This is a genomic window from Pseudonocardia lacus, from assembly GCF_018531445.1.
Classification (GTDB): Bacteria; Actinomycetota; Actinomycetes; order Mycobacteriales; family Pseudonocardiaceae; genus Pseudonocardia; species Pseudonocardia lacus.
On record NZ_JAHDTH010000052.1, the window covers coordinates 1 to 25,004 of the forward strand.

Annotated in this window: 31 protein-coding genes and 2 tRNA genes; 11 read left to right on the top strand and 22 right to left on the bottom strand. The window is 74.5% G+C overall.

Annotated features, from left to right (window positions below; all coding sequences use genetic code 11):
- From KIK08_RS13850 to KIK08_RS13865, 4 genes are all read right to left on the bottom strand, one after another.
- On the bottom strand, positions 1-281 hold a 281-nt coding region (locus tag KIK08_RS13850), incomplete at its 3' end, for a transposase (protein WP_214403529.1).
- Positions 282-448: 167 nt separating this feature from the next.
- Positions 449-1,297 carry a DUF72 domain-containing protein gene (locus tag KIK08_RS13855; RefSeq protein WP_491063184.1) on the bottom strand — a complete coding sequence of 283 codons (849 nt, stop codon included), beginning with the start codon at positions 1,295-1,297 and terminating at the stop codon, positions 449-451.
- A 24-nt stretch (positions 1,298-1,321) separates the two neighbouring features.
- Positions 1,322-1,459 carry a hypothetical protein gene (locus tag KIK08_RS13860; RefSeq protein ID WP_214403530.1) on the bottom strand — a complete coding sequence of 46 codons (138 nt, stop codon included), beginning with the start codon at positions 1,457-1,459 and terminating at the stop codon, positions 1,322-1,324.
- Positions 1,456-1,653 (bottom strand): hypothetical protein, encoded by a 198-nt coding sequence (locus tag KIK08_RS13865; protein ID WP_214403531.1) that lies wholly within the window; start codon positions 1,651-1,653, stop codon positions 1,456-1,458. The genes KIK08_RS13860 and KIK08_RS13865 overlap by 4 nt, the downstream gene beginning before the upstream one ends.
- Positions 1,654-1,821: 168 nt before the next feature.
- Here KIK08_RS13865 and KIK08_RS13870 point away from each other — a divergent pair, with 168 nt between their 5' ends.
- On the top strand, positions 1,822-2,019 hold the full coding sequence (locus tag KIK08_RS13870; RefSeq protein WP_214403532.1) for a helix-turn-helix domain-containing protein: 198 nt from the start codon (positions 1,822-1,824) through the stop codon (positions 2,017-2,019).
- A 17-nt stretch (positions 2,020-2,036) separates the two neighbouring features.
- On the opposite strand, the gene KIK08_RS13875 is transcribed toward KIK08_RS13870, so the two are convergent.
- Positions 2,037-4,406, bottom strand: a complete 2,370-nt coding sequence (locus KIK08_RS13875) for a bifunctional salicylyl-CoA 5-hydroxylase/oxidoreductase (protein ID WP_214403533.1) — start codon at positions 4,404-4,406, stop codon at positions 2,037-2,039.
- A 51-nt stretch (positions 4,407-4,457) separates the two neighbouring features.
- Here KIK08_RS13875 and KIK08_RS13880 point away from each other — a divergent pair, with 51 nt between their 5' ends.
- Genes KIK08_RS13880 through KIK08_RS13890 form a run of 3 tightly spaced genes read left to right on the top strand, consistent with a single transcriptional unit; the run spans position 4,458 to position 6,426 of the window.
- The gene (locus KIK08_RS13880; RefSeq protein ID WP_214403534.1) at positions 4,458-5,285 is read left to right on the top strand and encodes an enoyl-CoA hydratase family protein; all 828 of its coding nucleotides are present in this window, start codon (positions 4,458-4,460) and stop codon (positions 5,283-5,285) included.
- Positions 5,285-6,031 (top strand): SDR family NAD(P)-dependent oxidoreductase, encoded by a 747-nt coding sequence (locus KIK08_RS13885; RefSeq protein WP_214403535.1) that lies wholly within the window; start codon positions 5,285-5,287, stop codon positions 6,029-6,031. The genes KIK08_RS13880 and KIK08_RS13885 overlap by 1 nt, the downstream gene beginning before the upstream one ends.
- A complete protein-coding gene (locus KIK08_RS13890) occupies positions 6,028-6,426 on the top strand; it encodes a RidA family protein (RefSeq protein WP_214403536.1) in 399 nt (132 codons plus the stop codon). The genes KIK08_RS13885 and KIK08_RS13890 overlap by 4 nt, the downstream gene beginning before the upstream one ends.
- Positions 6,427-6,494: 68 nt before the next feature.
- Here the strand turns inward: KIK08_RS13890 and KIK08_RS13895 are convergent, their stop codons facing one another.
- The gene (locus KIK08_RS13895; RefSeq protein WP_214403537.1) at positions 6,495-7,289 is read right to left on the bottom strand and encodes a PaaX family transcriptional regulator; all 795 of its coding nucleotides are present in this window, start codon (positions 7,287-7,289) and stop codon (positions 6,495-6,497) included.
- A gap of 9 nt (positions 7,290-7,298) precedes the next feature.
- Positions 7,299-8,927, bottom strand: coding sequence for an AMP-binding protein (locus KIK08_RS13900; RefSeq protein ID WP_214403538.1), 1,629 nt, complete (start codon positions 8,925-8,927; stop codon positions 7,299-7,301).
- A gap of 167 nt (positions 8,928-9,094) precedes the next feature.
- On the opposite strand from KIK08_RS13900, the gene KIK08_RS13905 reads away from it, so the two are divergent.
- The 3 genes from KIK08_RS13905 (at position 9,095) to KIK08_RS13915 (ending at position 12,188) form a co-directional block, all read left to right on the top strand.
- A complete protein-coding gene (locus KIK08_RS13905) occupies positions 9,095-9,868 on the top strand; it encodes a cyclase family protein (protein ID WP_214403539.1) in 774 nt (257 codons plus the stop codon).
- Complete coding sequence (locus KIK08_RS13910) at positions 9,865-11,511, top strand: thiamine pyrophosphate-binding protein (RefSeq protein ID WP_214403540.1); 1,647 nt, start codon at positions 9,865-9,867, stop codon at positions 11,509-11,511. The genes KIK08_RS13905 and KIK08_RS13910 overlap by 4 nt, the downstream gene beginning before the upstream one ends.
- Positions 11,512-11,636: 125 nt before the next feature.
- Positions 11,637-12,188, top strand: a complete 552-nt coding sequence (locus tag KIK08_RS13915; protein ID WP_308257628.1) for a GNAT family N-acetyltransferase — start codon at positions 11,637-11,639, stop codon at positions 12,186-12,188.
- 138 nt (positions 12,189-12,326) lie between these two features.
- On the opposite strand, the gene KIK08_RS13920 is transcribed toward KIK08_RS13915, so the two are convergent.
- The 6 genes from KIK08_RS13920 to KIK08_RS13945 form a co-directional block, all read right to left on the bottom strand.
- Positions 12,327-12,403: transfer RNA gene (locus KIK08_RS13920), tRNA-Pro, on the bottom strand.
- 141 nt (positions 12,404-12,544) lie between these two features.
- The gene (locus KIK08_RS13925) at positions 12,545-13,720 is read right to left on the bottom strand and encodes an ABC transporter permease (protein WP_214403541.1); all 1,176 of its coding nucleotides are present in this window, start codon (positions 13,718-13,720) and stop codon (positions 12,545-12,547) included.
- The gene (locus tag KIK08_RS13930; protein ID WP_214403542.1) at positions 13,717-14,421 is read right to left on the bottom strand and encodes an ABC transporter ATP-binding protein; all 705 of its coding nucleotides are present in this window, start codon (positions 14,419-14,421) and stop codon (positions 13,717-13,719) included. Before KIK08_RS13930 ends, KIK08_RS13925 begins: the two co-directional genes overlap by 4 nt.
- Entirely contained in the window at positions 14,418-15,485 is a 1,068-nt protein-coding gene (locus tag KIK08_RS13935) for a peptidoglycan-binding protein (protein WP_214403543.1), read from the bottom strand. The genes KIK08_RS13930 and KIK08_RS13935 overlap by 4 nt, the downstream gene beginning before the upstream one ends.
- Positions 15,482-16,057 (bottom strand): hypothetical protein, encoded by a 576-nt coding sequence (locus KIK08_RS13940; protein ID WP_214403544.1) that lies wholly within the window; start codon positions 16,055-16,057, stop codon positions 15,482-15,484. The genes KIK08_RS13935 and KIK08_RS13940 overlap by 4 nt, the downstream gene beginning before the upstream one ends.
- Positions 16,054-16,755: a hypothetical protein gene (locus KIK08_RS13945; RefSeq protein ID WP_214403545.1), complete on the bottom strand. Its 702-nt coding sequence runs from the start codon at positions 16,753-16,755 to the stop codon at positions 16,054-16,056. Before KIK08_RS13945 ends, KIK08_RS13940 begins: the two co-directional genes overlap by 4 nt.
- A gap of 88 nt (positions 16,756-16,843) precedes the next feature.
- Here KIK08_RS13945 and KIK08_RS13950 point away from each other — a divergent pair, with 88 nt between their 5' ends.
- Together KIK08_RS13950 and KIK08_RS13955 are read left to right on the top strand one after the other, a co-directional pair.
- The gene (locus KIK08_RS13950; RefSeq protein WP_214403546.1) at positions 16,844-17,497 is read left to right on the top strand and encodes a response regulator transcription factor; all 654 of its coding nucleotides are present in this window, start codon (positions 16,844-16,846) and stop codon (positions 17,495-17,497) included.
- On the top strand, positions 17,497-18,723 hold the full coding sequence (locus KIK08_RS13955) for a sensor histidine kinase (RefSeq protein WP_214403547.1): 1,227 nt from the start codon (positions 17,497-17,499) through the stop codon (positions 18,721-18,723). Before KIK08_RS13950 ends, KIK08_RS13955 begins: the two co-directional genes overlap by 1 nt.
- Positions 18,724-18,729: 6 nt before the next feature.
- Here KIK08_RS13955 and mscL read toward each other — a convergent pair whose 3' ends face one another.
- The 3 genes from mscL to KIK08_RS13970 all read right to left on the bottom strand — a co-directional run bounded on the left by mscL (position 18,730) and on the right by KIK08_RS13970 (position 20,547).
- The gene (gene mscL, locus KIK08_RS13960; RefSeq protein ID WP_214403548.1) at positions 18,730-19,182 is read right to left on the bottom strand and encodes a large conductance mechanosensitive channel protein MscL; all 453 of its coding nucleotides are present in this window, start codon (positions 19,180-19,182) and stop codon (positions 18,730-18,732) included.
- Between the two features lie 121 nt (positions 19,183-19,303).
- Positions 19,304-20,221, bottom strand: a complete 918-nt coding sequence (locus tag KIK08_RS13965) for a zinc metalloprotease (protein WP_214403549.1) — start codon at positions 20,219-20,221, stop codon at positions 19,304-19,306.
- A complete protein-coding gene (locus tag KIK08_RS13970) occupies positions 20,218-20,547 on the bottom strand; it encodes a hypothetical protein (protein ID WP_214403550.1) in 330 nt (109 codons plus the stop codon). Before KIK08_RS13970 ends, KIK08_RS13965 begins: the two co-directional genes overlap by 4 nt.
- A 152-nt stretch (positions 20,548-20,699) precedes the next feature.
- On the opposite strand from KIK08_RS13970, the gene KIK08_RS13975 reads away from it, so the two are divergent.
- Positions 20,700-20,773: transfer RNA gene (locus KIK08_RS13975), tRNA-Gly, on the top strand.
- Between the two features lie 40 nt (positions 20,774-20,813).
- On the opposite strand, the gene KIK08_RS13980 is transcribed toward KIK08_RS13975, so the two are convergent.
- Positions 20,814-21,428 carry an RDD family protein gene (locus KIK08_RS13980; RefSeq protein WP_214403551.1) on the bottom strand — a complete coding sequence of 205 codons (615 nt, stop codon included), beginning with the start codon at positions 21,426-21,428 and terminating at the stop codon, positions 20,814-20,816.
- 124 nt (positions 21,429-21,552) lie between these two features.
- Between KIK08_RS13980 and KIK08_RS13985 the strand changes: the two genes are divergently transcribed.
- Entirely contained in the window at positions 21,553-22,044 is a 492-nt protein-coding gene (locus KIK08_RS13985) for an SRPBCC family protein (protein WP_214403552.1), read from the top strand.
- Between the two features lie 59 nt (positions 22,045-22,103).
- Here KIK08_RS13985 and KIK08_RS39910 read toward each other — a convergent pair whose 3' ends face one another.
- From KIK08_RS39910 to KIK08_RS14005, 5 genes are all read right to left on the bottom strand, one after another.
- The gene (locus KIK08_RS39910; protein ID WP_250556962.1) at positions 22,104-22,379 is read right to left on the bottom strand and encodes a sigma-70 family RNA polymerase sigma factor family protein; all 276 of its coding nucleotides are present in this window, start codon (positions 22,377-22,379) and stop codon (positions 22,104-22,106) included.
- Positions 22,331-22,915: a sigma-70 family RNA polymerase sigma factor gene (locus KIK08_RS13990; RefSeq protein WP_250556963.1), complete on the bottom strand. Its 585-nt coding sequence runs from the start codon at positions 22,913-22,915 to the stop codon at positions 22,331-22,333. The genes KIK08_RS39910 and KIK08_RS13990 overlap by 49 nt, the downstream gene beginning before the upstream one ends.
- Positions 22,912-23,787 (bottom strand): NAD-dependent epimerase/dehydratase family protein, encoded by an 876-nt coding sequence (locus KIK08_RS13995; RefSeq protein ID WP_214403553.1) that lies wholly within the window; start codon positions 23,785-23,787, stop codon positions 22,912-22,914. Before KIK08_RS13995 ends, KIK08_RS13990 begins: the two co-directional genes overlap by 4 nt.
- 100 nt (positions 23,788-23,887) lie before the next feature.
- Positions 23,888-24,268, bottom strand: a complete 381-nt coding sequence (locus KIK08_RS14000) for an acyl-CoA thioesterase (RefSeq protein WP_214403554.1) — start codon at positions 24,266-24,268, stop codon at positions 23,888-23,890.
- A 23-nt stretch (positions 24,269-24,291) separates the two neighbouring features.
- A complete protein-coding gene (locus tag KIK08_RS14005) occupies positions 24,292-24,984 on the bottom strand; it encodes a hypothetical protein (RefSeq protein WP_214403555.1) in 693 nt (230 codons plus the stop codon).
- Positions 24,985-25,004: the final 20 nt, after the last annotated feature.

A 25,004-nucleotide genomic window follows, 5' to 3' on the forward strand; every position in this document is an offset into this window, starting at 1 on the left:
CGCCGCAGGGAGAACATCTTCACTCCCAGCGGGTGCGCCAGATGCACGTTCGCGCCCAACTCGGCCAGGGTGTCCGCGGCCCAGTACCAGCCGTAGGTGGCCTCCAGCACCACCTCCGGCGCCTCCCCGGCGCGGGCCATGACCTGGGCCAGGTACTCCGGGTCGTTGCTGATCCGGACGGTCTCCAACCGCTCCCCGGTCTCGGTCATCCGGACCAGCACCGACCGGCGCCGGTGCAGATCCACCCCGACGATCTGGCGTCCCTCGTATGCTCCGCTCACAGGGGCCTCCTCGAATCGATGGCGTGCACACCTCGAGCATGAGCCGAGGGTCACGAGGAGCGGAGGCCCCGCTCCTTCATCGCATCAGGGCAGCATCGTGGCTTTCCTGAACTCAGGAGAGGGGGAGGAGGGCGGGCGTCGGGTCGGGCGAGGAGGGGGAGGCGGCGTCAGAACAGGGTGGCGGGCTGGACCGGGGCCGGCTCGGGGAGCGGGGCGAGGTCGGGGACCAGCGCGCGGACGTCGTCGTGGAAGCGGCGGGCGAGCAGGGGCGCGTCGGCGTTGTCGGGGGTGTGGATGAACACCGTGGGCGAGCGGCCCTCCCGCAGCCAACCCGCGGCCACCTCCGCCCACTCCCGCCAGCCCTGGACCGTCTCCTCGACCGAGTCGCGGCCGATGTAGCGGACGATCGGGCGCTCGGTGAGCGCCCGGGTCCGCCGCGGCAGCCGCGGCTTGCGGTCCCAGGCCTCCTGCTCCATCTCGCTGGTCGGCGGGCCGGCGAAGAACACCGTGGTATCGAAGGGCACCCACTCGGCGCCGGTGTCGTCGAGCACGCGCTCCAGCCGGGCCGCCGAACCGGCGTCGTGGAAGAAGTCGGGGTGGCGGACCTCGACGGCGCAGCGGTGGGCGGGGAGCCTGCGCAGGAAGCGGGCCAGCGCGTCGAGGTCGGCGGGCCCGAACGACGGGGGCAGCTGCACCCACAGGGCCGTCGCCCGCGGGCCGAGCGGCTCCATCGCGTCCAGGAAGGCGCGCATCTCCACGTCGACGCCGGTCAGCCGACGATCGTGGGTGACGACCCGGGGCAACTTGGGCAGGAACCGGAAGTCGGGCTCGGTCTGCTGCGCCCAGCCGGCCACCGTGTCCGGGGACGGGGTCGCGTAGAAGGTGGTGTTGCCCTCGACCGCGTTGCACCAGGCGGCGTAGGCCCGCAGGCGCTCCCCGGCCGGCAACGCCTGCGGCAGGAAGCGCCCCGGCCACGCCTTGTGGGTCCACATCGCGCACCCGACGTGCAGACGCATGCGGGAAACCTACTTCCCGCCCGGTCAGTGGGTGCGGTGCCGGTCGAGCCGGGCGCGTTCCCGCCGCCGCGCGTCCCGCTCGGCCCACACGGCGACACCGACGGCACCCGCCAGGATGCCGGCCCCGACCAGCGCCAACCCGACCACGTCGAGCGTGCTCACCGGGCCCGCCGGGCCAGGTCGCGGGCCGCGACGGCAGCGGCGCGCAAGGTGCAGGGCCAGCGGCTCGGCCCGGCTTGCGGGAGGGAGCACGCCCGGCAGTAGCCGCGCCCGTCGTCGACGTGCTGGGCGAGCAGCGTGCCGACGGCCGTCGCGCCGAGGTCGCTGAGGAGTCGGGGTAAGTCGTCGTCTGCCACGGGCTGCTCCTCATGGATTTGCGGAGCGCTCATCAAACTCGGACATCTGGTGAATCGGGAGAAGCTACCCGTGGTTAGCCTCGAAGAGACGAACGGTGATTATGGAGAGTCAGGTGAATCGGGAGAATCTGCCGCTAAACGGGTGATCTGGCGACCTACAGTCGTCTCGTGGAGGACAAGCCGGAACCGCTGCTGACCAGCAGCCAGGTGGCCGAGCTCGTCGGGGTCTCCCGCCACACGATCGCCAACTGGGTGCGCGCCGGGAAGCTCGTCCCGACCCTGACGACGATGGGCGGCCAGCACCGTTTCCGCTGGTCCGACGTCGCGCGGCAGCTGCGCGAGGCGCGGGAGCGCGACGACGGGTAGCGCCGTCGCGCTCCGGCTCAGCTCTGGCTCAGCTCCGGCCGTCGGGGACGCCAGCGGCGGTGTCCGTCCGACCTGGTCGTGGCGGTCCGGATGAGCTCCAGCCGGGGTGGCGGGCCGTCGGAGCGGCCGGTCTGCGGCTTGCGCCGCCCCGCCCGCCACGGGTCGGGCCAGACGACGCCGGGCCCGTCGTAGTCCTGCTCGACGGCGGCGTGCAGGGTCCAGTTGGGGTCGTAGAGGTGCACGCGCCCCAGCGCGCACAGGTCGGCGCGGCCGGCCAGCACGATGGTGTTGACGTCGTCGGCGGAGGAGATCACACCGACGGCGATGGTGGGGATGCCGACCCCGTTGCGGATCGCGTCGGCGAACGGCGTCTGGTACGAGCGGCCGAACGCGGGCGTCTCGTCCGGGGTGACCTGGCCGGTGGAGACGTCGATCGCCGCGGCGCCCGCGGCCTCGAACGCGCGGGCGATGGCGAGGACGTCTTCGGGGCTGGTGCCGCCCTCGACCCAGTCGGTGGCCGAGATGCGCACGGTCATCGGCTTGTGCGGGGCCAGCGCCGCGCGCATCGCCCGGAAGACCTCCAGCGGGAACCGCAGCCTGCCCTCGACGTCGCCGCCGTAGGCGTCGGTGCGCCGGTTGGTGACCGGCGACAGGAACGACGACAGCAGGTAGCCGTGCGCGCAGTGCAGTTCGACGAGGTCGAAGCCGGCCCGGTCGGCGCGCTCGGTGGCCGCGACGAACTCGGCGACGATCGCGTCCATGCCCGCGCGGTCGAGCTCGCGGGGGACCTGGTTGACGCCGTCGCGGTAGGGGCGGGCGGACGCGGCCACCAGCGGCCAGTTGCCCTCGGCCAGCGGCTCGTCCATGCCCTCCCACATCAGCCGCGTCGAGCCCTTCGGGCCGGAGTGGCCCAGCTGCGCGCCGATCTTGGCCGACGTGGTGGAGTGCACGAAGTCGCAGACCCGGGCCCACCCGGCGGCCTGCTCGTCGGTCCACAGGCCGGTGCAGCCCGGGGTGATCCGGCCCTCCGGCGACACGCAGACCATCTCGGTCATCACCAGCCCGGCCCCGCCCATCGCCTTGCCGCCCAGGTGGACCAGGTGGAACTCGCCGGGCAGCCCGTCGGTGGCCACGTACATGTCCATCGGCGACACGACGACCCGGTTGGCCAGCTCCAGCTCGCCGAGCCGGAACGGCTGGAACATCGGCGGGCGCACGTCGCCGTCGCCCGGCTGGGAGGCGGCGAACCACTCGTCGACGCGGGCGATGAACGCCGGGTCGCGCAGGCGCAGGTTGTCGTAGGTGACCCGGCGACTGCGGGTCATGATGTTGAAGGCGAACTGCAGCGGGTGCTGGTGCAGGTACTGGCCCAGGTTCTCGAACCAGGCCTGGCTGGCCACCGCGGCGCGCTGGGTCGAGAGCACGACCGGGCGCCGCTCCTGCTCGTAGGCCGCCAGGGCGCTCGGGATGTCGGGGCACTCGTGCAGGCACGCGACCAGCGACAGCGCGTCCTCCATGGCCAGCTTGGTGCCCGAGCCGATGGAGAAGTGCGCGGTGTGCGCGGCGTCGCCGAGCAGCACGACGTTGCCGTGGCACCAGTTCTCGGTGCTCACGGTGGGGAAGCTGATCCACTTGGAGTTGTTGGCCAGCACCTCGTGGCCCTCGAGCACGTCGGCGAACATCTCGCGGACGGCGGCCACGGACCGCTCGTCGGACCGCCCCGGCGGCAGGTCGGGGCAGCCGTCGAGGCCGGCGCGCCGCCACACGTCCTCGGCCATCTCCACGATGAACGTGCTGCCGTGCTCGTCGTAGGGGTAGCCGTGCAGCTGGACGACGCCGTGCGGCGTCTCGCGGATGTCGAACGTGAACGCCTCGAAGACCTTGTCGGTGCCCAGCCACATGTACTTGCAGCCGCCCGCGGTGACGGTCGGGCCGAAGACGTCGGCGTAGCGGGCGCGGACCGCGGAGTTCACGCCGTCGGCCGCGACGACCAGGTCGTGCTCGCGGCGCAGCACCTCGACGTCCGGCGCCTCGGTCCGGAAGCGCAGGTCGACGCCGAGGTCGCGGCAGCGCTGCTGGAGGATCTGCAGCAGCCGCTTGCGACCCATCGCGGCGAACCCGTGCCCGCCGCAGGTGACGACCTCGCCGCCGTAGTGGACGTCGATGTCGTCCCAGCGGGCGAACTCGCGCTCCATCTGGGCCCGGACGACCGGGTCGGCGTGCTCGATGCCGCCGAGGGTCTCGTCGGAGAACACCACGCCGAAGCCGAACGTGTCGTCGGGGGCGTTGCGCTCCCACACGACGACCTCGTGGTCGGGCCCGAGCTGCTTGGCCAGTGCGGCGAGGTAGAGCCCGCCAGGTCCGCCGCCGACCACCGCGATGCGCACCCGTCTATTGTGTCTTCTTGACGCCCGTTGTCAAAACGCTATAACTAGTCCATGACCCGGTTCCGCGCGTCCGCCCCACTGACCACCGACTGGGACCACTTCGACTTCCGGGTCGACGGGGCGATCGCGACGATCACCCTCAACCGGCCCGAGAAGCTCAACCCGCTGACCTTCGAGTCCTACGCCGACCTGCGCGACCTGCTGGCCGAGCTGCCCCACCACGAGGGCGTCAAGGTGCTGGTGATCCGCGGCGAGGGCCGCGGCTTCTGCGGCGGCGGCGACGTCCAGGAGATCATCGGCGAGCTGCTGAAGATGGACGCCGACGGGCTCATGCGGTTCACCAAGATGACCGGCGAGGTGATCCGGGCGATGCGCGAGTGCCCGATCCCGATCATCGCCGGCATCCAGGGCATCGCCGCGGGCGCCGGCTCGGTCATCGCGCTGGCCGCCGACTTCCGGGTGGTCGCGACGTCGGGCCGGTTCGCGTTCCTGTTCACCAAGGTCGGGCTCTCCGGCGGCGACATGGGCGCGGCCTACCTGCTGCCCCGCGTCGTCGGGCTCGGGCACGCCACGAAGCTGCTCATGCTCGGCGACACGATCGACGCCGCGACGGCCGACCGGTACGGCCTGGTCTCCGAGCTGGTCGCCGACGACGAGCTCGACTCCGCGGTCGGCGCCCTGGCCGCGCGGCTGGCGAGTGGGCCGACGCTGGCCTTCGCGCAGACCAAGTCGCTGCTGACCCGCGAGCTGGACATGCCGCTCTCGGCGGCCGTCGAGCTGGACGCGATGACCCAGGCGCTGCTGATGACCAGCGACGACCACGCCGAGTTCCACGCCGCGTTCACCGCGAAGCGCCCGCCGGAATGGAAGGGCCGCTGATGGCCGTCGCCGTCGTCACCGGGGCCGGGCAGGGCATCGGACGGGCGGTCGCGCTGCGGCTCGCGGCGGCCGGGCACGACGTCGCGCTGGTCGGTCGCGACACCGCCAAGCTCGACGCCGTCGCGGCCGAGCTGGGCGGGGCGCTGTGCGTACCCGCCGATCTGACCGACGCCGGTGCGGCGGACCACGTGTTCGGCACGGTCGAGCGGGAGCGCGGGCCGGTGGGCGTGCTGGTCGCCAACGCCGGCACGGGCCTGGCCGCGCCGCTCGCCGAGACCACCGACGAGCAGTGGCAGGCGATGCTGGAGGTCAACCTGACCGCGCCGTTCCGGTGCATCCGGCGCGCGGTGCCGGCCATGGCGGCGGCGGGGTGGGGGCGGATCGTGGTGGTCGCCTCGGTGGTGGCCAAGCGCGGCGAGCGCCAGGTCGCGGCGTACTCGGCCAGCAAGCACGGCGTGCTGGGGCTGGTCCGCGCGGCCGCCGACGAGCTGGCCCGCACCGGCGTCACGGTCAACGCGGTGTGCCCCGGCTACGTCGACACCCCGATGACCGACGCCACGGTCGCCACCATGGGCGAGCGCCTCGGGAAGGACCCGGCCGAGGCCCGCGCGCTGCTGGCCCGCCGCCAGCCGATCGGCCGGCTGATCGACCCGGACGAGGTCGCCGCGGCCGTGCTGGCCTGCGTCGACAACGCGGCGATCACCGGGCAGGGCATCAACGTCGACGGGGGAGCGGTGCAGTCGTGAGCTTCGATCGGATCAACCCGCCCGACCTGGCCCCGCCCAGCGGGTTCAGCCACGCCGTGCGCACCGACCGGCCGCGCACCGTCTACCTGGCCGGCCAGACCGCGCTCGACGCGTCCGGGAAGATCGTCGGCGCCGACGTCGTCGAGCAGTTCGAGAAGGCGCTGAGCAACATCCTGCGCGCGCTGGAGGCCGCCGGCGGCACCCCCGCCGACCTGACGTCGATCACCATCTACATCGTCGACGTCGAGGCCTACCTGGCCCGCGCCCGGGAGATCGGCCGCGTCTGGCGGCGCCTGGCCGGCACGGACTACCCGGCCGCCGCCGGCATCGGCGTCGCCCGCCTCTGGGACGCCGAGGCGCTCGTCGAGATCCAGGGGATCGCCGCCCTGGAGTGACCGTCGAGAACGAACTTGTCGTGATCATCCAGCCCTGTTGATCACGACAACTTCGTTCTCGACGGGGGTCAGGGGTGCAGGGTGGCGTGCGCGTGCTGGCGGGCGGGCTCGCGCAGCACCGCGTCGAGCCGGGCGAACAGGTCGGCGGCCTCAGCCGCGTGCCACGGCTCGGGCAGCAGCTCCAGCGGCAGGCCCGGGTCGAGGTAGGGCAGCCGGCGCCACTCGGTGAGCAGCGGCACGTACGTCCGGAACGCGTCCAGCGGCGCCGTGCCCGGGCGCAGGTCGCGGTAGCGCTCGACGAACCCGGCGCACTCGGCGTCGATGGCGGGCAGGTCCCACCACTTCCCGATCCGCTCGCGCAGCCCGCCGAAGGCCGAGTAGTGCGCGCAGAACAGGTCGACGTAGGGCTGCAGGCCCAGCCGGTCGAGGGTGCGCGCTGCCTCGTCGTGCAGGTGCCCCGGCGCCACCCACACCCCCGGCGCCGCCGTGCCGAAGCCCATCCGGCTCAGCGTGGCCCGCAGCTGGTGGCGCTTGTCGCGCTCGGCCTCCGGCACCGAGAACAGCACCAGCACCAGCGGGTCGTCGGGCGCGGCCCGGCGCCGGCCGAAGATGCGCTCGTCGCCCTCTCGCAGCACCTCCACGGTGCGCGCGGACAGCGCGTAGCCCGCCGCCCCGTCCTGGCGCATCGACTCCAGCACCCCGCGGCGCTTGAGCCGCGAGACCGACGAGCGCACCCCCGCCGAGTCGACGCCCAGGTCGCCCAGCAGCTTCACCACCGAGCCCACCGAGAGCCAGTCGTGCTCGGCGCGCGCGTAGAGGCCGTAGAGCGTCAGGATCAGCTGACGCGGCGCGAGCTCGGGCACCGCCGAAGCCTAGATCGGCTCCTTGGCCGGCTCGGCCGCGTCCTCCCGCAGCCGGAACCGCTGCAGCTTGCCGGTCGCCGTGCGCGGCAGCTCGTCGACGAACTCCACCCGCCGCGGGTACTTGTAGGGGGCGATGATGGCCTTGACGTGGTCCTGGATCGCCGCGGCGGTGGCGGCGTCGGCACTCGCGCCCTCCCGCAGCACCACGTAGGCCGTCACCAGCTGGCCGCGGGCCGCGTCCGGCGTGCCGACGACCGCGCAGTCGACGACGTCGGGGTGCAGCACCACCGCCTGCTCGACCTCCGGGCCGGCGATGTTGTACCCGGAGGAGACGATCATGTCGTCGCTGCGGGCGTGGTACCAGAAGTAGCCGTCGCCGTCGCGGGAGAACGTGTCGCCGGTGATGTTCCAGCCGTCCTGGACGTAGACGCGCTGGCGCGGGTCGTCGAGGTAGCGGCAGCCCGTCGGGCCCTTCACGGCCAGCCGCCCCGGCGTGCCGTCGGGGACCTCGCGGCCCTGCTCGTCGACGATCCGGGCGACGTAGCCGGGCACCGCACGGCCGGTGGAGCCCGGGCGGATGTCGTCGTCGGCGGCGGAGATGAACACGTGCAGCATCTCGGTCGAGCCGATGCCGTCGATCAGCGCGACACCGGTGGCCTCGTGGAACTGCCGCCAGGTCGACTCGCCCAGGTGCTCGCCCGCCGATACGGCCCTGCGCAGCGTGGCCAGCTTCGCCACCTCGCCCGAGGCGATCATGGCCCGGTAGGCCGTCGGGGCGGTCGAGCACACCGTGACGGCGTGCTCGCCGATGTGGCGGGCCAGCTCGGCCGGGGTCGCCTTCTCGATCAGCAGCGTGCTGGCCCCGGCGCGCAGCGGGAACACCACCAGCCCGCCGAGCCCGAAGGTGAACGCGATCGGCGGCGTGCCGGTGAAGACGTCGTCCGGGGTGGGCTTGAGCACGTGCGCCGAGAAGGTGTCGGCGATGGCGAGCACGTCGCGGTGCAGGTGCATGGTCGCCTTCGGCCGGCCGGTGGTGCCCGAGGTGAACGCCAGCAGGGCGACGTCGTCGGCGGCCGTGGCGACGTCGTCGAACCCGGCGGGGTGCGCGGCCGCGCGGGCGACGAGGTCGTCGGCGCCGGTGCCGCCGAACGGGACCGTCGGGACGCCGAGGTCGGCGGCGTCGAGGTCGGCCAGGAACCGGTGGTCGCACAGCGCCACGCCGACCCGGGCGATGTCGTGGATCTCGCGCAGCTCGCGCCCGCGCAGCATCGGCATCGTCGCCACCGCGACCGCCCCGGCCTTGAGCACACCGAACCAGCAGGCCACCAGCCACGGGGTGTTCGGGCCGCGCAGCAGCACCCGCGTGCCCGGGACGACGCCCAGGTCGGCGCTCAACACGTGGGCGACGCGGTTGGCGGTGGCGCGCAGCTCGTCGTAGGTCCAGCGCTCGCCGCCGGGGGCCAGCAGGCAGGGCCGGTCGCCGCCGTGCTCGGCGATCGTGGCGTCGAGCAGGGACGTCGCGCAGTTGAGGCGCTCGGGGTAGCGCAGCCACGGCTCGTCCAGCAGCAGCTCGGGCCACTGGTCGGGCGGCGGGAGGTGGTCGCGGCAGAACGGGTCGACATGAGCGGTCGAGGTCATCGCGCTCCCTCCTCCAAGGCGACACCACGATATTGCGCATTCATGACGACGGTCAATCGTCCGATACACGCAGTCCGCTGGGCGATCTTGTGCCTTGCTGCGCCGCCCGGTTGGCGGGCACGATCCCCCGGATCGCAGTTCGCGGCGTCCGACCCCGGGGAGCCCCCATGTCCGTCCTGTCCGCCGTGCTCGACGCGGTCCGCTCCGGCGCCGTCGAGGTCGTCGACCTCACCACGCCGCTGCGGGACTCGACGCCGATCCTGCGGCTGCCCGAGCCCTTCGGGAACACCCGCCAGTTCCAGCTCGAGGAGATCAGTCGCTACGACGACCGCGGCCCGGCCTGGTACTGGAACGACATCCACACCGGCGAGCACACCGGCACCCACGTCGACGCCCCCGTCCACTGGGTGACCGGCAAGGACGGCCCGGACGTCTCGCAGGCCCCGATGCGCACCCTGGTCGCGCCCGCCGCGGTGATCGACAAGACCGCCGAGGCCGCCGCCGACCCCGACTTCCTGCTGGAGGTCGAGCACATCAAGGCATGGGAGGGCGAGCACGGCCCGCTGCCCGACGGCGGCTGGCTGCTCTACCGCACCGGCTGGGAGGCCCGCGGCGAGGACGCGGCCGCCTTCCTCAACGCCGACGAGAACGGCCCGCACACCCCCGGCGTGTCCGCCGAGTGCGCCCGCTGGCTGGGCGAGGAGTCGCCACTGACCGGCTTCGGGGTCGAGACCGTGGGCACCGACGCGGGCGCCGCGGGCGGCTTCGACCCGCCCTTCGCCTGCCACCACTTCCTGCTCGGGGCCGGCAAGTGGGGCCTGACCAGCCTGCGCAATCTCGGGCAGCTCCCGGCCACGGGCGCGCTGCTGGTCGTCTCCCCGCTGCCGATCGTCGGCGGCTCCGGCAGCCCGGCGCGCGTGCTGGCGCTGGTCGAGCGGTGAGTGGCACCGTCGCCGACGTCGTCGGAACGCTGCTGGGCGGGCTCGGGATCGGGCACGCGTTCGGCGTCGTCGGTAGCGGCAACTTCCACGTCACCAACGCCCTGCGCGCGGCGGGCGTGCCCTGGACCGCCGCCCGCCACGAGGGCGGCGCCGCGACCATGGCCGACGCGTACGCCCGCACCACGGGCGAGATCGCGGTGCTCTCGGTGCACCAGGGCCCCGGCCTGACCAACGCCGTCACCGGCATCACCGAGGCCGCCAAGAGCCGCACGCCGCTGCTGGTGCTGGCCGCCGACAGCGCCGGCGCCGCCGTGCGCTCCAACTTCCGCATCGACCAGGACGCGCTGGTCCGCGCGCTCGGCGCGGTGCCCGAGCGGGTGCACTCGGCGGAGTCGGCCGTCGCCGACGTGCTGCGCGCCGTGGGCACGGTCCGCCGGCGGCACACCGTCGTCCTCAACCTCCCGCTCGACGTGCAGGCCCAGGCGTGCGCGCTGCCCGTCCCCATGCCGGTCCTGCCGGCCTGGCAGCCGGTGCGGCCGGCCACGTCCGCGGTCGAGGCGCTCGCCCGGCTGATCGACGGCGCCGACCGGCCGGTGTTCCTGGCCGGGCGCGGCGCCCGCTCCGCCCGGGCCGAGGTGGAGGCCCTCGCCGACCGGTGCGGCGCGCTGCTGGCCACCTCCGCCGTGGCGAACGGGCTGTTCGCCGGCTCGCCGTGGTCGCTGGGCATCTCCGGGGGCTTCGCCACCCCGCTGGCCGCCGAGGCGATCGCCGACGCCGACCTGGTGGTGGCCTGGGGCGCGTCGATGACCATGTGGACCACCCGCCACGGCGCCCTCATCGGGCCCACCGCCACCGTCGTGCAGGTCGACGACACGGCCGAGGCGCTGGGCGCCAACCGCGCGGTCGACCTGGCCGTTCTCGGCGACGTCGCCGAGACCGCCCGCGACGTCCTCGCCGTCGTGCGCGGGGGCACCGGCTACCGCTCCCGCGTGCTGCACGACCGGATCGCCGTCGAGGGCCGCTGGGCCGACCTGCCCGCGCCCGAGGAGCCGCTGGACCTCGTCGAGCGCGACGACGACCGCATCGACCCCCGCCGGCTGTCCGTCGAGCTGGACCTGCTGCTCCCGGCGGAGCGCACCGTCGCGGTCGACTCGGGCAACTTCATGGGCTACCCCAGCGGCTACCTCGCCGTCCCCGATGAGCAGGGCTTCTGCTTCACCCAGGCCTTCCAGTCCGTCGGCCTCGGGCTGGCGACCGCGATCGGCGCCGCCCTCGCCCGCCCCGACCGGCTGACCGTCGCCGCGCTGGGCGACGGCGGCTTCACCATGGGCGTGTCCGAGCTGGAGACGCTGGTCCGGCTGGGGATCGGGATGGTCGTCGTGATTTACGACGACGGCGGGTACGGGGCCGAGTTCCACCACTTCGCCGACCAGGACCACACGACCGTCCGCTTCCCCGAGACCGACCTCGCCGCCCTCGCCGCCGGCTACGGCTGCGAGTCGGCGACCGTCCGCCGCGTCGGCGACCTCGGAGCGCTCGCGGACTGGCTGGACGGCCCGCGGGACCGCCCGCTGGTCCTCGACGCGAAGGTCACCGCCGACGAGCCCTCCTGGTGGCTGGCCGAGGCCTTCCGCGGCCACTGACCCGGCCCCTTCCGTCGAGAACGAACCTGTCGCGCGTTCGGACCGGTCCACCGCACGACAACCTCGTTCTCGACGGGCTCGCCGACGTGTGCTGCGCCCGATCCACGGCGGTTACGGTCGCCGACGTGATCGTGCCCGACGACGTCTTCCGCGACCGTTCCGTGCTCCACGGCGAGCAGGTGCGCCTGGAACCCCTGGGCCCCGCCGTGCTGGAGGACTACCTGCTGGCGCTCGACGATCCGGAGGTGCGGCGCCTGACCGGTTCACACGCCGAGCACGACCGGACCGCCGTCGCACGCTGGCTCGCGACCCGCCACGAGCACCACGACCGCGCCGACTGGGCCGTGGTGCGCTCGGAGGACGGGGCGTTCCTCGGCGAAGCGGTCCTCAACGACCTCGACCCGGACAACGCGTCATGCAACTTCCGCATCCTGCTCGCCGGCCCCCACCAGGGCCGGGGGTACGGCACCGAAGCGGTGCGACTGGCCGTCGGGGACGCCTTCGCCCGCGGCCTGCACCGGGTGTCGCTGACGGTGTTCGCCTTCAACGCGCGCGCCCGCAGGGTGTACGAGAAGTGCGGGTTCGTCGTGGAGGGGCGCTGCCGCGACGTGCTGTGGTGGGACGGGCGCTGGCACGACGAGTTCGTCATGGCGGTGCTGGCCGGGGAACTCCGCTGACCCGACGCACACTCGCGCCCTCCGTCGAGAACGAACTTGTCGCGCGTTTGGACCGGTCCACCGCACGACAACTTCGTTCTCGACGGGTGGGGGACCGAGACGACGGCGTGCTGTCGGCTCGGCGTCCCGGATGCTGCGTGGTCGGGGTGGCGGGATTTGAACCCACGGCCCCTCGCTCCCAAAGCGAGTGCGCTACCAAGCTGCGCCACACCCCGTGTCCTGCGCAGGTGAGCCTAGCGTGCGCCCCCACGCGGCACCGTCCGGATGGCCGGATCGGCAGCACGCCCCGCCGTTCCCCTGGGCAGGGGCGTGCTGCCGTCGCGGGCCGGGTCCCCACTCCCGGCCGGGTCGGTGGGTCAGGCGGAGGCGAGTGCCTCCACCGGGGGGAGGTGGGAGGCGCGGACGGCCGGGTAGAGCCCGGCGAGCGCGCCGACGACGACGGTGGTCAGCAGGCCGCCCGCCCAGGCGTAGGCCGGTACGGTCGCCGGCCAGCCCTGGCTCATCGCGTACGCCGTGGTGACGGCCGCGCCGAGCAGCACCCCGAACAGCCCGCCGAGGCCGGAGAGGACGACGGCTTCGGCGACGAACTGGTCGCGGACGTGCCTGCGGGTGGCGCCGAGGGCACGGCGCAGGCCGATCTCGGCGCGCCGTTCCAGCACGGCGATCACCATCGTGTTGGCCACGCCGACGCCGCCGACCAGGAGGGCGACCGCTCCGACGCCGAGCAAGAGCCCGGTGAACGCGGAGTCGGCGGCCGCGCGGGCGGCGAGCGCGTCCGACGGTCTGCTGACGTCGACCTCGTTCGGGTCCTCCGGGTTGGCGGTGGCCGCGAGCACGGCGGCGACGGCCTCCACGGCGTCCTCGGCGGAGCGCTCGTACACCGTGGTCGGGTGCCCGTCGAACTCCAGCAGCCGTTCGGCCACCGGCCAGCCGACCAACGCGGCGGTGTCGAGCTCGGGGGCCAGCGGGGCCGGCGCCAGCACCCCGACGACGGTGAACCAGCGCCCGCCGAGCCACACCCGCGAGCCGAGCGCCGACGACGTCCGCGCCGCCGCGTCCGCGCCGAGCACGACGGCCGGGTACCGCTCGGTCGCCGCGTTCAGCCAGGTCCCGGACGCCACCTCGGCGCCGACGGTGTCCAGCAGGTCGAGCCGGGCCGCGAGGACGGCGAGGCCGCCGGTCTGACCGGGCGGGACGAGGTCGGAGCGGTAGACGTTCGCCTCGACGGTGCCGGTGGCCGAGGCGGCGGTCACCGGGCCGATGCGTCCGACCATCGCCACCGCGTCCAGCGGCAGTTGCGCGTCCTCGCCGAGCAGGGTGCGGCCCGGTCCGACGGTCAGCAGGTTCGTGCCGAGCCGGTCGAGGGTGGCGTCGAGCTGCGCGCGGCTGGACGCCGAGATGCCCAGCACGGCGACCATGGCGGCGATGCCGATGGCGATGCCCAGCGCGGAGAGCACCGCCCGCACCGGGCGGGCGCGCAGCCCGTCGATCGCGATCCGGCCGGTGTCGGCCGGTCCCAGCCGCGCCCTCACCGCGCCTCCAGGACCGGGCGTCGGCCGCCCTCGTCGGAGACCACCAGCCCGTCGCGCATCCGCACCCGCCGGGGCAGCCCGTCGGCCAGCTCCCGGTCGTGGGTGATGACGACGACGGTGGTGCCCTCGGCGTTCAGCTCCCGCAGCAGCGCCATCACCTCGGCGCCGGACGCCGAGTCGAGGTTGCCGGTCGGCTCGTCGGCCAGCACGAGCGCGGGATCGCCGACGACCGCCCTGGCGATCGCGACGCGCTGCCGCTCCCCGCCGGACAGCTCGTGCGGGCGGTGCCCGAGCCGGTGCCCGAGCCCCACCCGCTCCAGCACCCGGGCCGCGCGCTCCCGACGCCGCCGCGCGGGCGTCCCCGCGTAGAGCAGGCCGTCGGCCACCAGGGACAGCGCCGCGACGCCGCGGGTCAGGTGGAACTGCTGGAACACGAACCCGATCCGGTCGGCCCGCAGCTCGGCCAGCTCGCGGTCGCGCAGCGCGGACACGTCGCGCCCGTCCACCCGGACCGTCCCGGCGGTGGGCCGGTCCAGCGTGCCGGCCAGGTGCAGCAGCGTCGACTTGCCCGAGCCGGACGGCCCGACCACCGCGACCAGTTCCCCGGCCCGGATCCGCAGCGACACCCCGCGGACCGCCGCGACCCCGCCCGGGTAGCTGCGGTGCACGTCGGCCAGCTCGACGACGGCGTCGGTGGTCATCGCGCCGGCACCCCCACCGTGGCGCCCTCGACGATCCCGCCGCCACTCACCTCGACCTGCCCGCCGGAGAACACCCCGGTCTCGACGGCGACGACGCGACCGGTGCCGCCCTCGACGACCTCCAACCCGTAGCCGCCCTCGGCCAGCGCGAGCAGCGCCGCGACGGGCACGGCGAGCACGTCGGGCGCGCTGCTGGCGGTGACGGTGACCGTCACCGGCGCCTGGTCGAACGCGGCCGTCGCGGCCGGGTCGGCGACGTCGACCACGACCGGGACGGTCGCCGGGGCGGCCGGTCCGGGCTGGCCGTCGTCGGGTGGCTGCTCGGCGGCGGTGCCGACCTCGCGGATCGTGCCGGGGACGACGGTGCCGCCCGGCAGTTCCACCTGGACCGCGGTCCCGGGCGCGACGATCTCGCGGTCGGGCACCTCGACGTCCATGTCGACCTGGCGGGCGGTGCCGGTGACGCTGAGCACCGGCCCGCCGCCGACCTGGTCGCCGACCAGCGCGGACACCTCCGACACCCGCACGTCGGCGGGGGCGAACACCACCTGCCCCGGCTGCACGCGGCCGGTCTCGTCGAGGCCGAGGTCCTCCTGCCACTCGCGCACGGCCTCCGCGGTGGCCGAGGTGTACTCGTCGTCGACGGTGAAGCCGGTGTGGCCGAGCGCGGCCAGGTTCTCCTCGAGCTGGGCCACGTCCGCGCCTTCGACGCCGCTGCGCAGCTCCCGGTAGGCGGGCATCGCGCCGTGCAGGAGAACCACGGGCTCGGTGTCGACGGCGAACAGCGCCTCGCCGCGGTGCACCACCGCGCCCGCGGCGGCGACCGACGTGAGCGTGCCCGGCCCGCGCGCGCTGATCGGGCGGGCGTCGCCGAAGCCGAGGGTGCCGTCGACGTCCTCGGTCTCGGTCAGCGTGGTGCGCACGACCGTCGCGGTGTCCGGCGGGCCGGTGGCGGCCGCCGCCGGTGCCGCTCCGCCCTGCGCCGCGCCGACGACCAGCACCGCGACCAGGCCGACGGTCACGGCGGCCAGCGCGCCGACGCCGATCCGGCCGTGGGCGCTCACGCGCCGCTCCCGGCGCCGCCCGGCGGGTCGGGGCGCAGGTCGTCGCAGGCCGCCTCGGCGGCCTTGAACGCCTCGCTGTCCAGGTCGACGCCGGAGCCCTTGGTGATCATCAGCCCGCCGTCGGGCTGCGGGTCGGGGAAGCCGGGCACCCCGTTGTCGCGCATGCACTGGGCGAAGGCGCGCAGCTGCTCGGTCGTCGCCGCGTCCGGCCGCTCGCCGCCTCCCGGCGCGTACTGCTCGCACGCCTCCTGCGCCTCGTCGAGCTTCGCCTCGTCGCCGGGGCGACCGTTCATCGTGATCCGGCCGTCCACCGGATCGGCCATGTCGACGCCGTGGTCGCGCATGCACTGGGCGAACTGGCGGCCGCGCTCGTCGCGGTCCGCGGCCGGCTCCGGGCCCCCATCGGCGGGCGCCTCCGCCGCGGCCGGACCGCCGGCGCTGGCGACCCCTTCCGGAGCCGCGCCGGCGCAGCCGACCAGCACCAGCAGCGGGAGCAGCAGGGTGAGCAGCGCGGTGCGGGCACCGCCGCGCCGAGCGGCGCGGCGGTGCCCCACCCGGGGGTTCCGGGTCACGCCCCACTCCCGACGGCCGGAACGGCCGGGACCGCGACGGTGATGCCGATCCCGTCCCCTTGCCCCACGGCCACCTCACCCGCGGTACCGACGACGACCGCCGCGGCACCGCCGCCGGGCGGCACCGGCAGCAGGTCGCGGCAGGCCTCGACGGCCTCCTCCGACCCCGGCAGCGGTGTCACGACGCGCATTTCGCCCTCCGGCGGGTGCGGGGCGCCGGGCGGGGGCGTCGCGGGCCGGGCCTCCCCGCTCTCGTGCAGCACCGGCCCGGCCACGCCGGCCTCGGCGACCAGGCTCACCGCGATCCCACCGGCGGCCGCACCCGGCTCGGGGATGTCGAGGCCGTGGTCGCGCAAGCACTCGTGGAACTCGTCGATCTGCCCCCGCAGGGCCGGATCCAGCTCGACCCGCTCGGCGTGCGGGGGCGCGAACTCGTCGCACGCCTCCCGCGCGCTGTCGAACGCCTCCTTCTCGTCGGACCCGATCTCGAAGCGCACGGGTCCGTCGGACTCCGTCGGGTCGGGCAGGTCGATGCCGTGCTCGCGCATGCACTGGACGAACTCGCGGATCCGCTCCTCCGGGTCGCCGGAGGGGTCGGTCATCGGCGCCGGCGCGGGCGCGGCGGACGCCACGGCGCTCCCTCCTCCGACGAGCAGGAGGAGCGGGACGGCCGCGGTCAGCAACAGGGTGCGTCTCATGGCGCCACCCCATCGCGGCGGCGATAAGGCAGCGATCAGCGAATCCGCTTATGGCGGCCTTATCGGCACCCCGGGCAGGATCGACATCGTGCGGGTGCTGGTGGTCGAGGACGAGGAACTGCTGGCCGACGCCGTCGCGGAGGGGCTGCGGCGGGAGGCGATGGCGGTCGACGTCGCCCTCGACGGCCACCTGGCCAGCGTCTCGATCGCCGCCAACGACTACGACGTCGTCGTGCTCGACCGCGACCTGCCCGGCATCCACGGCGACGAGCTGTGCCGCACCCTGGTCGACGCGGGCACCGCGCGCGTGCTGATGCTGACCGCGGCCGCCGCCGTCCCCGACCGGGTCTCCGGGCTGGCCATCGGCGCCGACGACTACCTGACCAAGCCGTTCGCGTTCGCCGAGCTGGTGGCCCGCATCCGGGCGCTGGCCCGGCGCCCGCGCGAGGTCATCCCGCCGGTCCTGGAGCGCGGCGACGTCCGGCTCGACCCGCACCGCCGGGAGGTCTTCCGCGCCGGGCACTACGTGCGGCTGACGCGCAAGGAGTTCGGGGTGCTGGAGGAGCTGCTGCGGGCGAGCGGGGGAGCGGTGAGCACCGAGCGGCTGCTGGAGAAGGTGTGGGACGAGCACACCGACCCGTTCACGAACGTGGTGCGGGTGACGGTGATGACCCTGCGCCGCAAGCTGGGCGACCCGCCGCTGGTGCGGACCGTGCCCGGCGTCGGCTACCAGGTGCCGTGATGGGCAGGCTGTCGATCCGGGTGCGGCTGACCGCCCTCTACGGCGTCATGTTCTTCGCCGCCGGCGCGGTGGTGATCTTCGCCGGGTACCTGCTGGTGAGCAACATCCTCACCGACCGCCTCGGCCCCGCCGGCACCGCCCGCGTGCTCAGCAGCGGCGCGCTCGGCATGCCGGACAGCCGGGTGCTGGTCTCCGGGGCCCCGGCGCCGGGCGTCGAGTTCAGGATGCTCGAAGCCGGCATCACCGCCGACCAGCTCATCATCCGCGACGACACGCTCAGCTCGCTGCTCACCCAGTCGCTGGTGGCGCTCGTGCTGGTCGGCGCGCTGGCCATCGGCTCGGGCTGGTGGATGGCCGGGCGGGCGCTGAGCCCGCTGCACCAGATCACCGCGACCGCCCGGCGGATCGCCGACGACCGCGGCCTGCACGAGCGGATCGCCCTCGGCGGCCCGGCCGACGAGCTGCGCGAGCTCGCCGACACCTTCGACGCGATGCTGGAGCGCCTCGGCCGCGCGTTCGACGGGCAGCGCACGTTCGTCGCCAACGCCTCGCACGAGCTGCGCACCCCGCTGGCGATCAACCGCACCCTGATCGAGGTGGCCAGCACCCGCCCCGGCGCCCCCCGCGAGCTGCGCGACCTCGGCGACACGCTGCTCGCGGTCAACGCCCGCCACGAGCGCCTGATCGACGGCCTGCTGCTGCTGGCCCGCAGCGAGGCCGCGCCGCCGGACCGGGTCGCGGTCGACCTCGATGAGGTCACCGAGCACGTCGCGGCCCGCTGCGCCGCCGCGGCCGCCGACGCGGGCGTCGAGCTGGTCCGCTCCGCCACACCCGCCCCGACCACCGGCGACCCGGTCCTGCTGGAGCGGGTGGTGGAGAACCTCGTCGACAACGCGGTGCGCTACAACCGCGACGGCGGGCGCGTCGAGATCGCCGCGGGGTCGGGCGGCAGCCGCAGCTGGGTCGCGGTGTCCAACACCGGCCCCGTCGTACCCGACTACGTCGTGCCGGCGCTGTTCGAGCCGTTCCGCCGCACCCGCGACCGCACGGCCGCACCGGGCTCCGGGCTCGGCCTGTCGATCGTCGCGGCGGTGGTTCGCGCGCACGGCGGCACGGTCACGGCCCGCGCGCGTCCGGGCGGCGGGCTGGCCGTGCGGGTGGAGCTGCCGCGGTCGGTGCCCGCCCACAGCACCCGCCGGCCGGCCCTGCCCGAGCCCGCACCCTGAAGCGGGTCAGTCGGCGACGCGGGTCTGCGTCGCGATCTCCGGCGCGTCCTCGTCCAGCACGCCCGGCTCGATCTCGGCGGTGCAGAACTTGCAGCGCGTCGCGTCGATCGCCACGAACTCCTTGCAGTACGGGCACTCCTGGCTGCCCTGGGCCTTGAAGTTGCCCAGCCCCACCCGCTTGAGCAGCTTGACCATCCCGAACAGCACCAGCGCCAGCAGCAGGAAGTTGACCAGCACCGTCAGGAACGCGCCGTAGCGGATCTCGGCGTCGTTGACCGTCACGACCAGCCCGGAGAAGTCGGGCTGGCCGAAGATCGCCGCCACGAACTGCATGATCACGTCACCGGCGAGGCTGTCGACCAGCCCCGCGAACGCCGTGCCGATGATGAACCCGAGCGCCAGGTCCAGCATGTTGCCGCCCAGCGCGAACGCCTTGAACTCGTCCCACATGCTCCGCATGCCGCATCCCTCCTCCGGCGTCCGGCCCTGTCGGCCGGCGCGCTCGGAGGATGATGCGGAGGCGCGTGATCGTGGTGCGGGAAGGCGCGCGGTGCGGGCGGGTGGTTGTGGGGAGTGGTCGTCAGGCCAGTTCGACGAAGCTGGACCGGTCGTTGTCCAGGCAGGCCCGCATCCGCTGCGCCTGCCCGCTGGTGAACATGAACATCGCGACGTCGTCGACGTAGTCCATGTAGTTCATGTACAGGTCGCCGTGGGGACCGTTGTCGCAGCTCACGCTGGGGAACGTGGGGCGGCCGGTGTTCTCCCCGCCCTGGTTGGGGGTGTCGTCGACGAAGTCGGACCCGCTGCACCCGGTGCCGTCGTCGCCCCAGATGTGGCGCAGGTTGAGCCAGTGCCCGATCTCGTGGGTTGCCGTGCGCCCCTGGTCGAACGGCTCGGCCGCCGTCCCCAGCGTGCCGAACGCCGTGAACGTGATGACGACGCCGTCGGTCTCCGGCGGCCCACCGGGGAACTGGGCGTAGCCCAGCAGCCCGCCGGACAGCCGCCCGACCCACAGGTTGAGGTAGCGGTCGCTCGGCCACGCGTCGGCGCCACCAGCGGCGGCCGACTTGATCCGGTCGTCGTCGGCGAAGGACGACGCCGAGGTCCGCGTCCGCGTGACGCCCTCGGTCGGCTCGCCGTCGGGATCGGTGGTCGCCAGGTCGAACTCGATCCGCGCGTCGGCGACGAGGTCGGCGAACACCTCCGGCACCTGGTCGACGTCGGGGTTGCGGCGGCGGAAGTCGCGGTTGAGCACCTCGATCTGGGAGCGCACCTGCTCGTCGGAGATGTTCTCCTGCGCCGTGCGGTGCACCACGTGCACGACCACCGGGATCCGCACGACCGACACCTGGCGCGCCACCCCCCGCCGCCGCGCCACCCACGCCCCGTTCTCGCTGCGGCTGCGCGCCTCCGCGTAACCGGGCACGGTGCGCAGCAGGCGCTCGTGCACCGGCGACGTGCCGCAGGTGCGAACGGTCGGCGTACCGCCTCGGGTCATGGGCCGTCCTCCGGGCCGGGCTGGTCGGACCGCGAGAGCTCCAGGCGGTCCGGGGCCAGCTGAACGATGTCGAACACCTCACCGGGACCGAGCACGAGGCGCCCCCCGTCGACACCCCACCGCCCCGACGTCCACTCCCGCCGGTCGGCCGGACCCGGCCGCCCCAACCGCACCCCGCCGTCCGGCTCCAGGCACAGCGCCTCCCTGGGCCGGCGGGCCGGCGGGAACGGGAAGTCGTCGCGGCGGAAGACCAGGGTGCGCTCGCCGTCCTCCTCGAACGAGTGGGCCCAGTCGCCCACCAGCTCACCGCGCTCGTCGCCGCTCATGCCACACCCCGTCCTCCACGCCGAGCAGGCCCCGACACTGTGCACGGACGAACGGCGCGAGTGGTTCGCGTCGAACCCCGGGGCGGCGGTGGGCGGTGGCCGGGGTGGGGCGGGCGCCGGTTAGACTGGGCGGGCTCCACTCGTGGGGCGTCGCGGGCGTAGCTCAATGGTAGAGCCCCAGTCTTCCAAACTGGCTACGCGGGTTCGATTCCCGTCGCCCGCTCCAGCGTTGACCGGCGGGTTCGCGGCTCGCCGTCCGTGGCCCGTCAGGCCACGACGACGCGGGTGCCGGCGGCGAGGTCGTGCAGGGCGCGGCCCTCAGCGTCGCGCAGGGCGACGGCGACACTGCCAACGGCGAGCACCACCGACGCGCCGTAGGCGGTCAGGATCGCGGGGGACGGGTCGACGCCGACGATCCACCGGGAGACCGCGAGGTGGGCCAGTTGCCAGGGCAGCAGCTTGATCACGTTGCGCACCACCGCCCGTCGCCATCCGATGGCTGCGCCTTCAACCGTCACGACCCGCAGTCCCTGCCACCGCTTGCCCAGGGTGGCCTGGTGGCGGCCGGCCTCGGTAGCCGCGAGGTATGCCCCCACCGGCAGCACCGTCACGGCCGCCGCCGCGAGGTCGAGCGCGGGCAGTGGGACCGGCGGGACCTCTGCCGCCCGCCCGGCCAGCGCGCGGCCGACAGCGCCGGCCGCGGTCAGCGCGCCCAGCCACCCGGCGATCAGCCCGAGATCCCCTACCGACGCCAGCAGTCGGCGGCGCACTCCGACCCGCTCCGTACCGGTCGTCACGCCGAGCACGCTACTCGGCCCTATCCCGTCCGAGGTCGGGTTGTCGGAGGATTGATCGACCCGCCTCGACTCCGCGCTGCTCATGATCCGGTCCTTGGGCGTCCGGCCGCGGGCGGCCGTGGCACCTGTCGTGACACGAAGTGTTGTCTGCGGCGGTTCCCGCACCGCTAGTGTGCGTCCTGCATCGGGAGACCTGTGGAGCTTCGCCGTGAAATACACCGTCTCGATCGAGATCGCCCTGCCGCGGGAGAGGGTGGTCCAGTTGCTCGCCGACCCCGCACACATGTCGAAGTGGCTGCGGGGCCTGGTGCTGCACGAGCCGCTGACCGGGGTGCACGGGCAGGTCGGTACCGAGTCGCGCGTCGTGATGCAGATGGGGCAGCAGAAGATGGAGGCCACCGAGACCATCACGCGCCGGGAACCGGCGGACCTGCACGGCATCCCGAGCGACGGCGTCGTCCACTACGAGCGCGAAATCGTCGCCAAGGGCATGTGGAGCGCCGCGCGCGAGCGGTTCACCCAAGTCGGTCCGGAGGCGACGCTCTGGGAGAGCGAGAACGAGTACCGGTTCAGCGGTGTGCTGATGCGGCTGGTGGGGCCTCTCATGCGCGGTGCCTTCCGCAAGCAGTCACGACAGGTCATGCAGGACTTCAAGGCGTTCGCCGAGCAGGGAGCGGACGTCCGCGAAGCGAAGGGTTGACCGCGCGGCAGCACTTCAGGAGTCGCGATGTCCACGCTCGACAGCACTGCCGATGATCGCTAGAGGCGGCCCAGCTTGTCCGGGTTGCGGACCGAGTCGATGCGGGTGATGCGGCCGTCGCGGACGACGAACGACAGCGCCGCGCGGTGACCGTCCGGGCTGGGTAGCAGCAGTCCGAGCCGGCCGTTGAACTCGACCTCGCCGGGCCCGTGCCCGGACCGGTGACCCAACGCCAGCCACGCCCGGGCGACGCGCAGCCCGCCGCGGATCGGCTTGCGCGCAGCGCTCACCCGCCCGCCGCCGTCGGAGGTCCAGACGACCTGCGGGTCGAGCACCGTGAGGAGGCTGTCGAGGTCGCCCTCGGCCACGGCGTGGGCGAAGGCCCGGACGGCGTGGTCGTGCTCGTCGCGCGAGATCGCGAAGCGCGGGAGGCGAGCTGGCGCACCGCGTCCGACGTGCGCCCGACCACCTGCGCGACGTCGCCGAAGGGCATCTCGAACACGTCGTGCAGGACGAACGCCGTGCGCTCGGCGGGGGAGAGCTGCTCGAGGACGGTCAGCAGCGCGTAGCTGACCGACTCGTCGAGGGTGACCCGGTCGGCCGGGTCGTCCGCGGCGAGCGGTTCGGGGAGCCACGGGCCGATGTAGGTCTCGCGGCGCGCGCGGGCGGAGCGGAGGCGGTCGAGTGCCAGCCGGGCGACCACGGTGGTGAGCCAGCCGTCGAGGTTCTCGATCGCCGCGACGTCCGCGCCGGCCAGCCGCAGCCACGCCTCCTGCACGACGTCCTCGGCCTCGCCGACGTCGCCGAGCTCGCTGTAGGCCAGCCGCAGCAGCCGCGGGCGGGCCCGCGCGAACCGCTCCGCGGTGCTCATCCGACGACCCGCGCCCAGGTCCCGGTGCCGGCGTGCAGCCGCGGCGCCCAGCCGCCGGCCTCGCGCAGCCTGCGGCTCGACACGCGCTGGGAGCGGGCCAGCGGCCCCTCCCGCGGCGGGTTCGGCGGCAGCGCCGCCACGCCGACCGCGGCGGCGAGCGCGGCGTCGATCTCGGCGTTCGTCGCCGGGTCGGTGTCGGCGACGTTGTAGGTCCCGGCGGGGACCGCCACGGCCGCGGCGACGGCGGCCGCGGCGTCGTCCAGCCAGATCGTCGGGCGGTAGGCCCCGGGCGGGCCGAGTGCGGTCGACGCACCACGGCGGGCGGCGGCCACCGCTGCCCGCGTCGACCCGCTGTCCGGGCCCATGAACAGACCGAAGCGCAGCACGACCGTGTCGCCGTCGAACAGTTCGCGCGCGTTGCGCTCGGCGGTCAGGGCCGTGGTCGTGACGCCGCCGCCAGCGACCGGGGCGTCCTCGTCCAGCCAGGCGTCGCCGCCGTCGGCGTAGACGAACGCGATCGACTCCTGCACGAGCCGGCCCACGCCGGCGGCCCGCGCGGCGCGGGCGACCGCGGCCGACGCCTCGGTGCGCACGCGGTCGTTCTCGGCCCAGGCGGCCGGGTCGGCCATCCGGTCGGCCGGCGGGATGCGGGTCAGCAGGTTGACGACGACGTCCGCGCCGGCGAAGGCCCGGCTCAGCGACGCCACGTCGAACACGTCGGCCTGCACGGCGTCCGCCCCGAGCCCGGCCAGCCGCTCCCGGCCGGTCCCGGGGCGTGTGACGCCGGTGGGGTGGTGGCCGGCGGCGCGCAGCTCGCGGACGGCGCGCCTGCCGATGGCCCCGGTCGATCCGGTGATCACGATCTCGCTCATGCGGTACTGACGGCGGGCCCCGCATGATCGTGACATCGGGCGGCGGCGCCGCGAGAGCCCAGGCACGGTGCCGACCTGGTGCCAGGGGCGCGCCGCCGGCTCACGGCGCCACCCGCAACGCATCGGGAACGGGGACGGGCGTGCCGTCGCGCACGCAGACGTAGGTGGTCCGGCCGATGGCCAGCACCTCGTCGGCGCGCCGGACCGCGCACCGCAGGGTCAGGGAGGTCCGCCCGACGCGCTCCGGCTCGCAGTCCAGGGTGAGGTCGTCGTCGAGGCGGGCCGGGGCGCGGTACTCGCAGCCGCTGGTGACGATGACGAGGTCCACCCCGGTGCGTTCGCGCAGCTGCCGGTACCCGCCGGCGTGCAGGTCGAGCCAGTCCAGGAAGGCATCCTCGAAGAACTCGTAGTAGCGGGCGGCGTGCACCATGGCCTGGGCGTCGCAGTGCCGGGGTCGCACTCGCACCCGGGAGGTGGACACCGGTCCTCCATCCATCCGTCCGCTCAGCCGGTGACGACCACGCCCCGGTCGCGGATCCGCTCCCACAGCGGGAACGGGATGTCGGTGACCGAGAAGACGTCGTCGACCGTGGCGAAGTGGATGCCGTTGTCCCGCGCCTCGGTGATGAGGGTGGCGTGGGCGAGGTCGATGTCGCAGGCGCTGGCGATCGCCTCGGCGGGGGCGGCGGCGAGGTCGACGAGGCCGCCGTCGTCGTAGCTGCGGGGGAGGTCGGGGCGGCCGATGCCGAGCTCGCGGGCCATCGCCGGGTCGCGCTCGACGACGCGGCGGGCCTCCTCGCGGCGGGCGCGGGCGGCGAGGACGGCGGCGATGGCCGGGTCGACGGCCGGCGGGGGCGGGAGACCGACGGCGGTCTGCTTCCAGACCTGCTGGCGCAGCACGAGCGAGTGGATCGAGGCGACGATGACCAGGCCGATCGCCCAGCCGCCGACGCGGTACGGGCCGGCCAGGATGAACAGGGTGATGACGGCGCCGCTGTAGAGCACCGCCCACAGCCACATCAGCGCCCGGTGCGTGCGGATGGCGGCGTGCACGAACGGCACGAAGGCGAGCATCCCGATCGAGAGCACGATGACGACGAGGTACCAGCCGCCGTGGGTGAACCAGCCCCACGGCCCGCGGTGGCCGGTCGGGGCGGACGCGCCCGCGTTCTGCGCGTGCGGTGACCGGCTGCTCATGGTGTCCTTCCGTCCGGGCC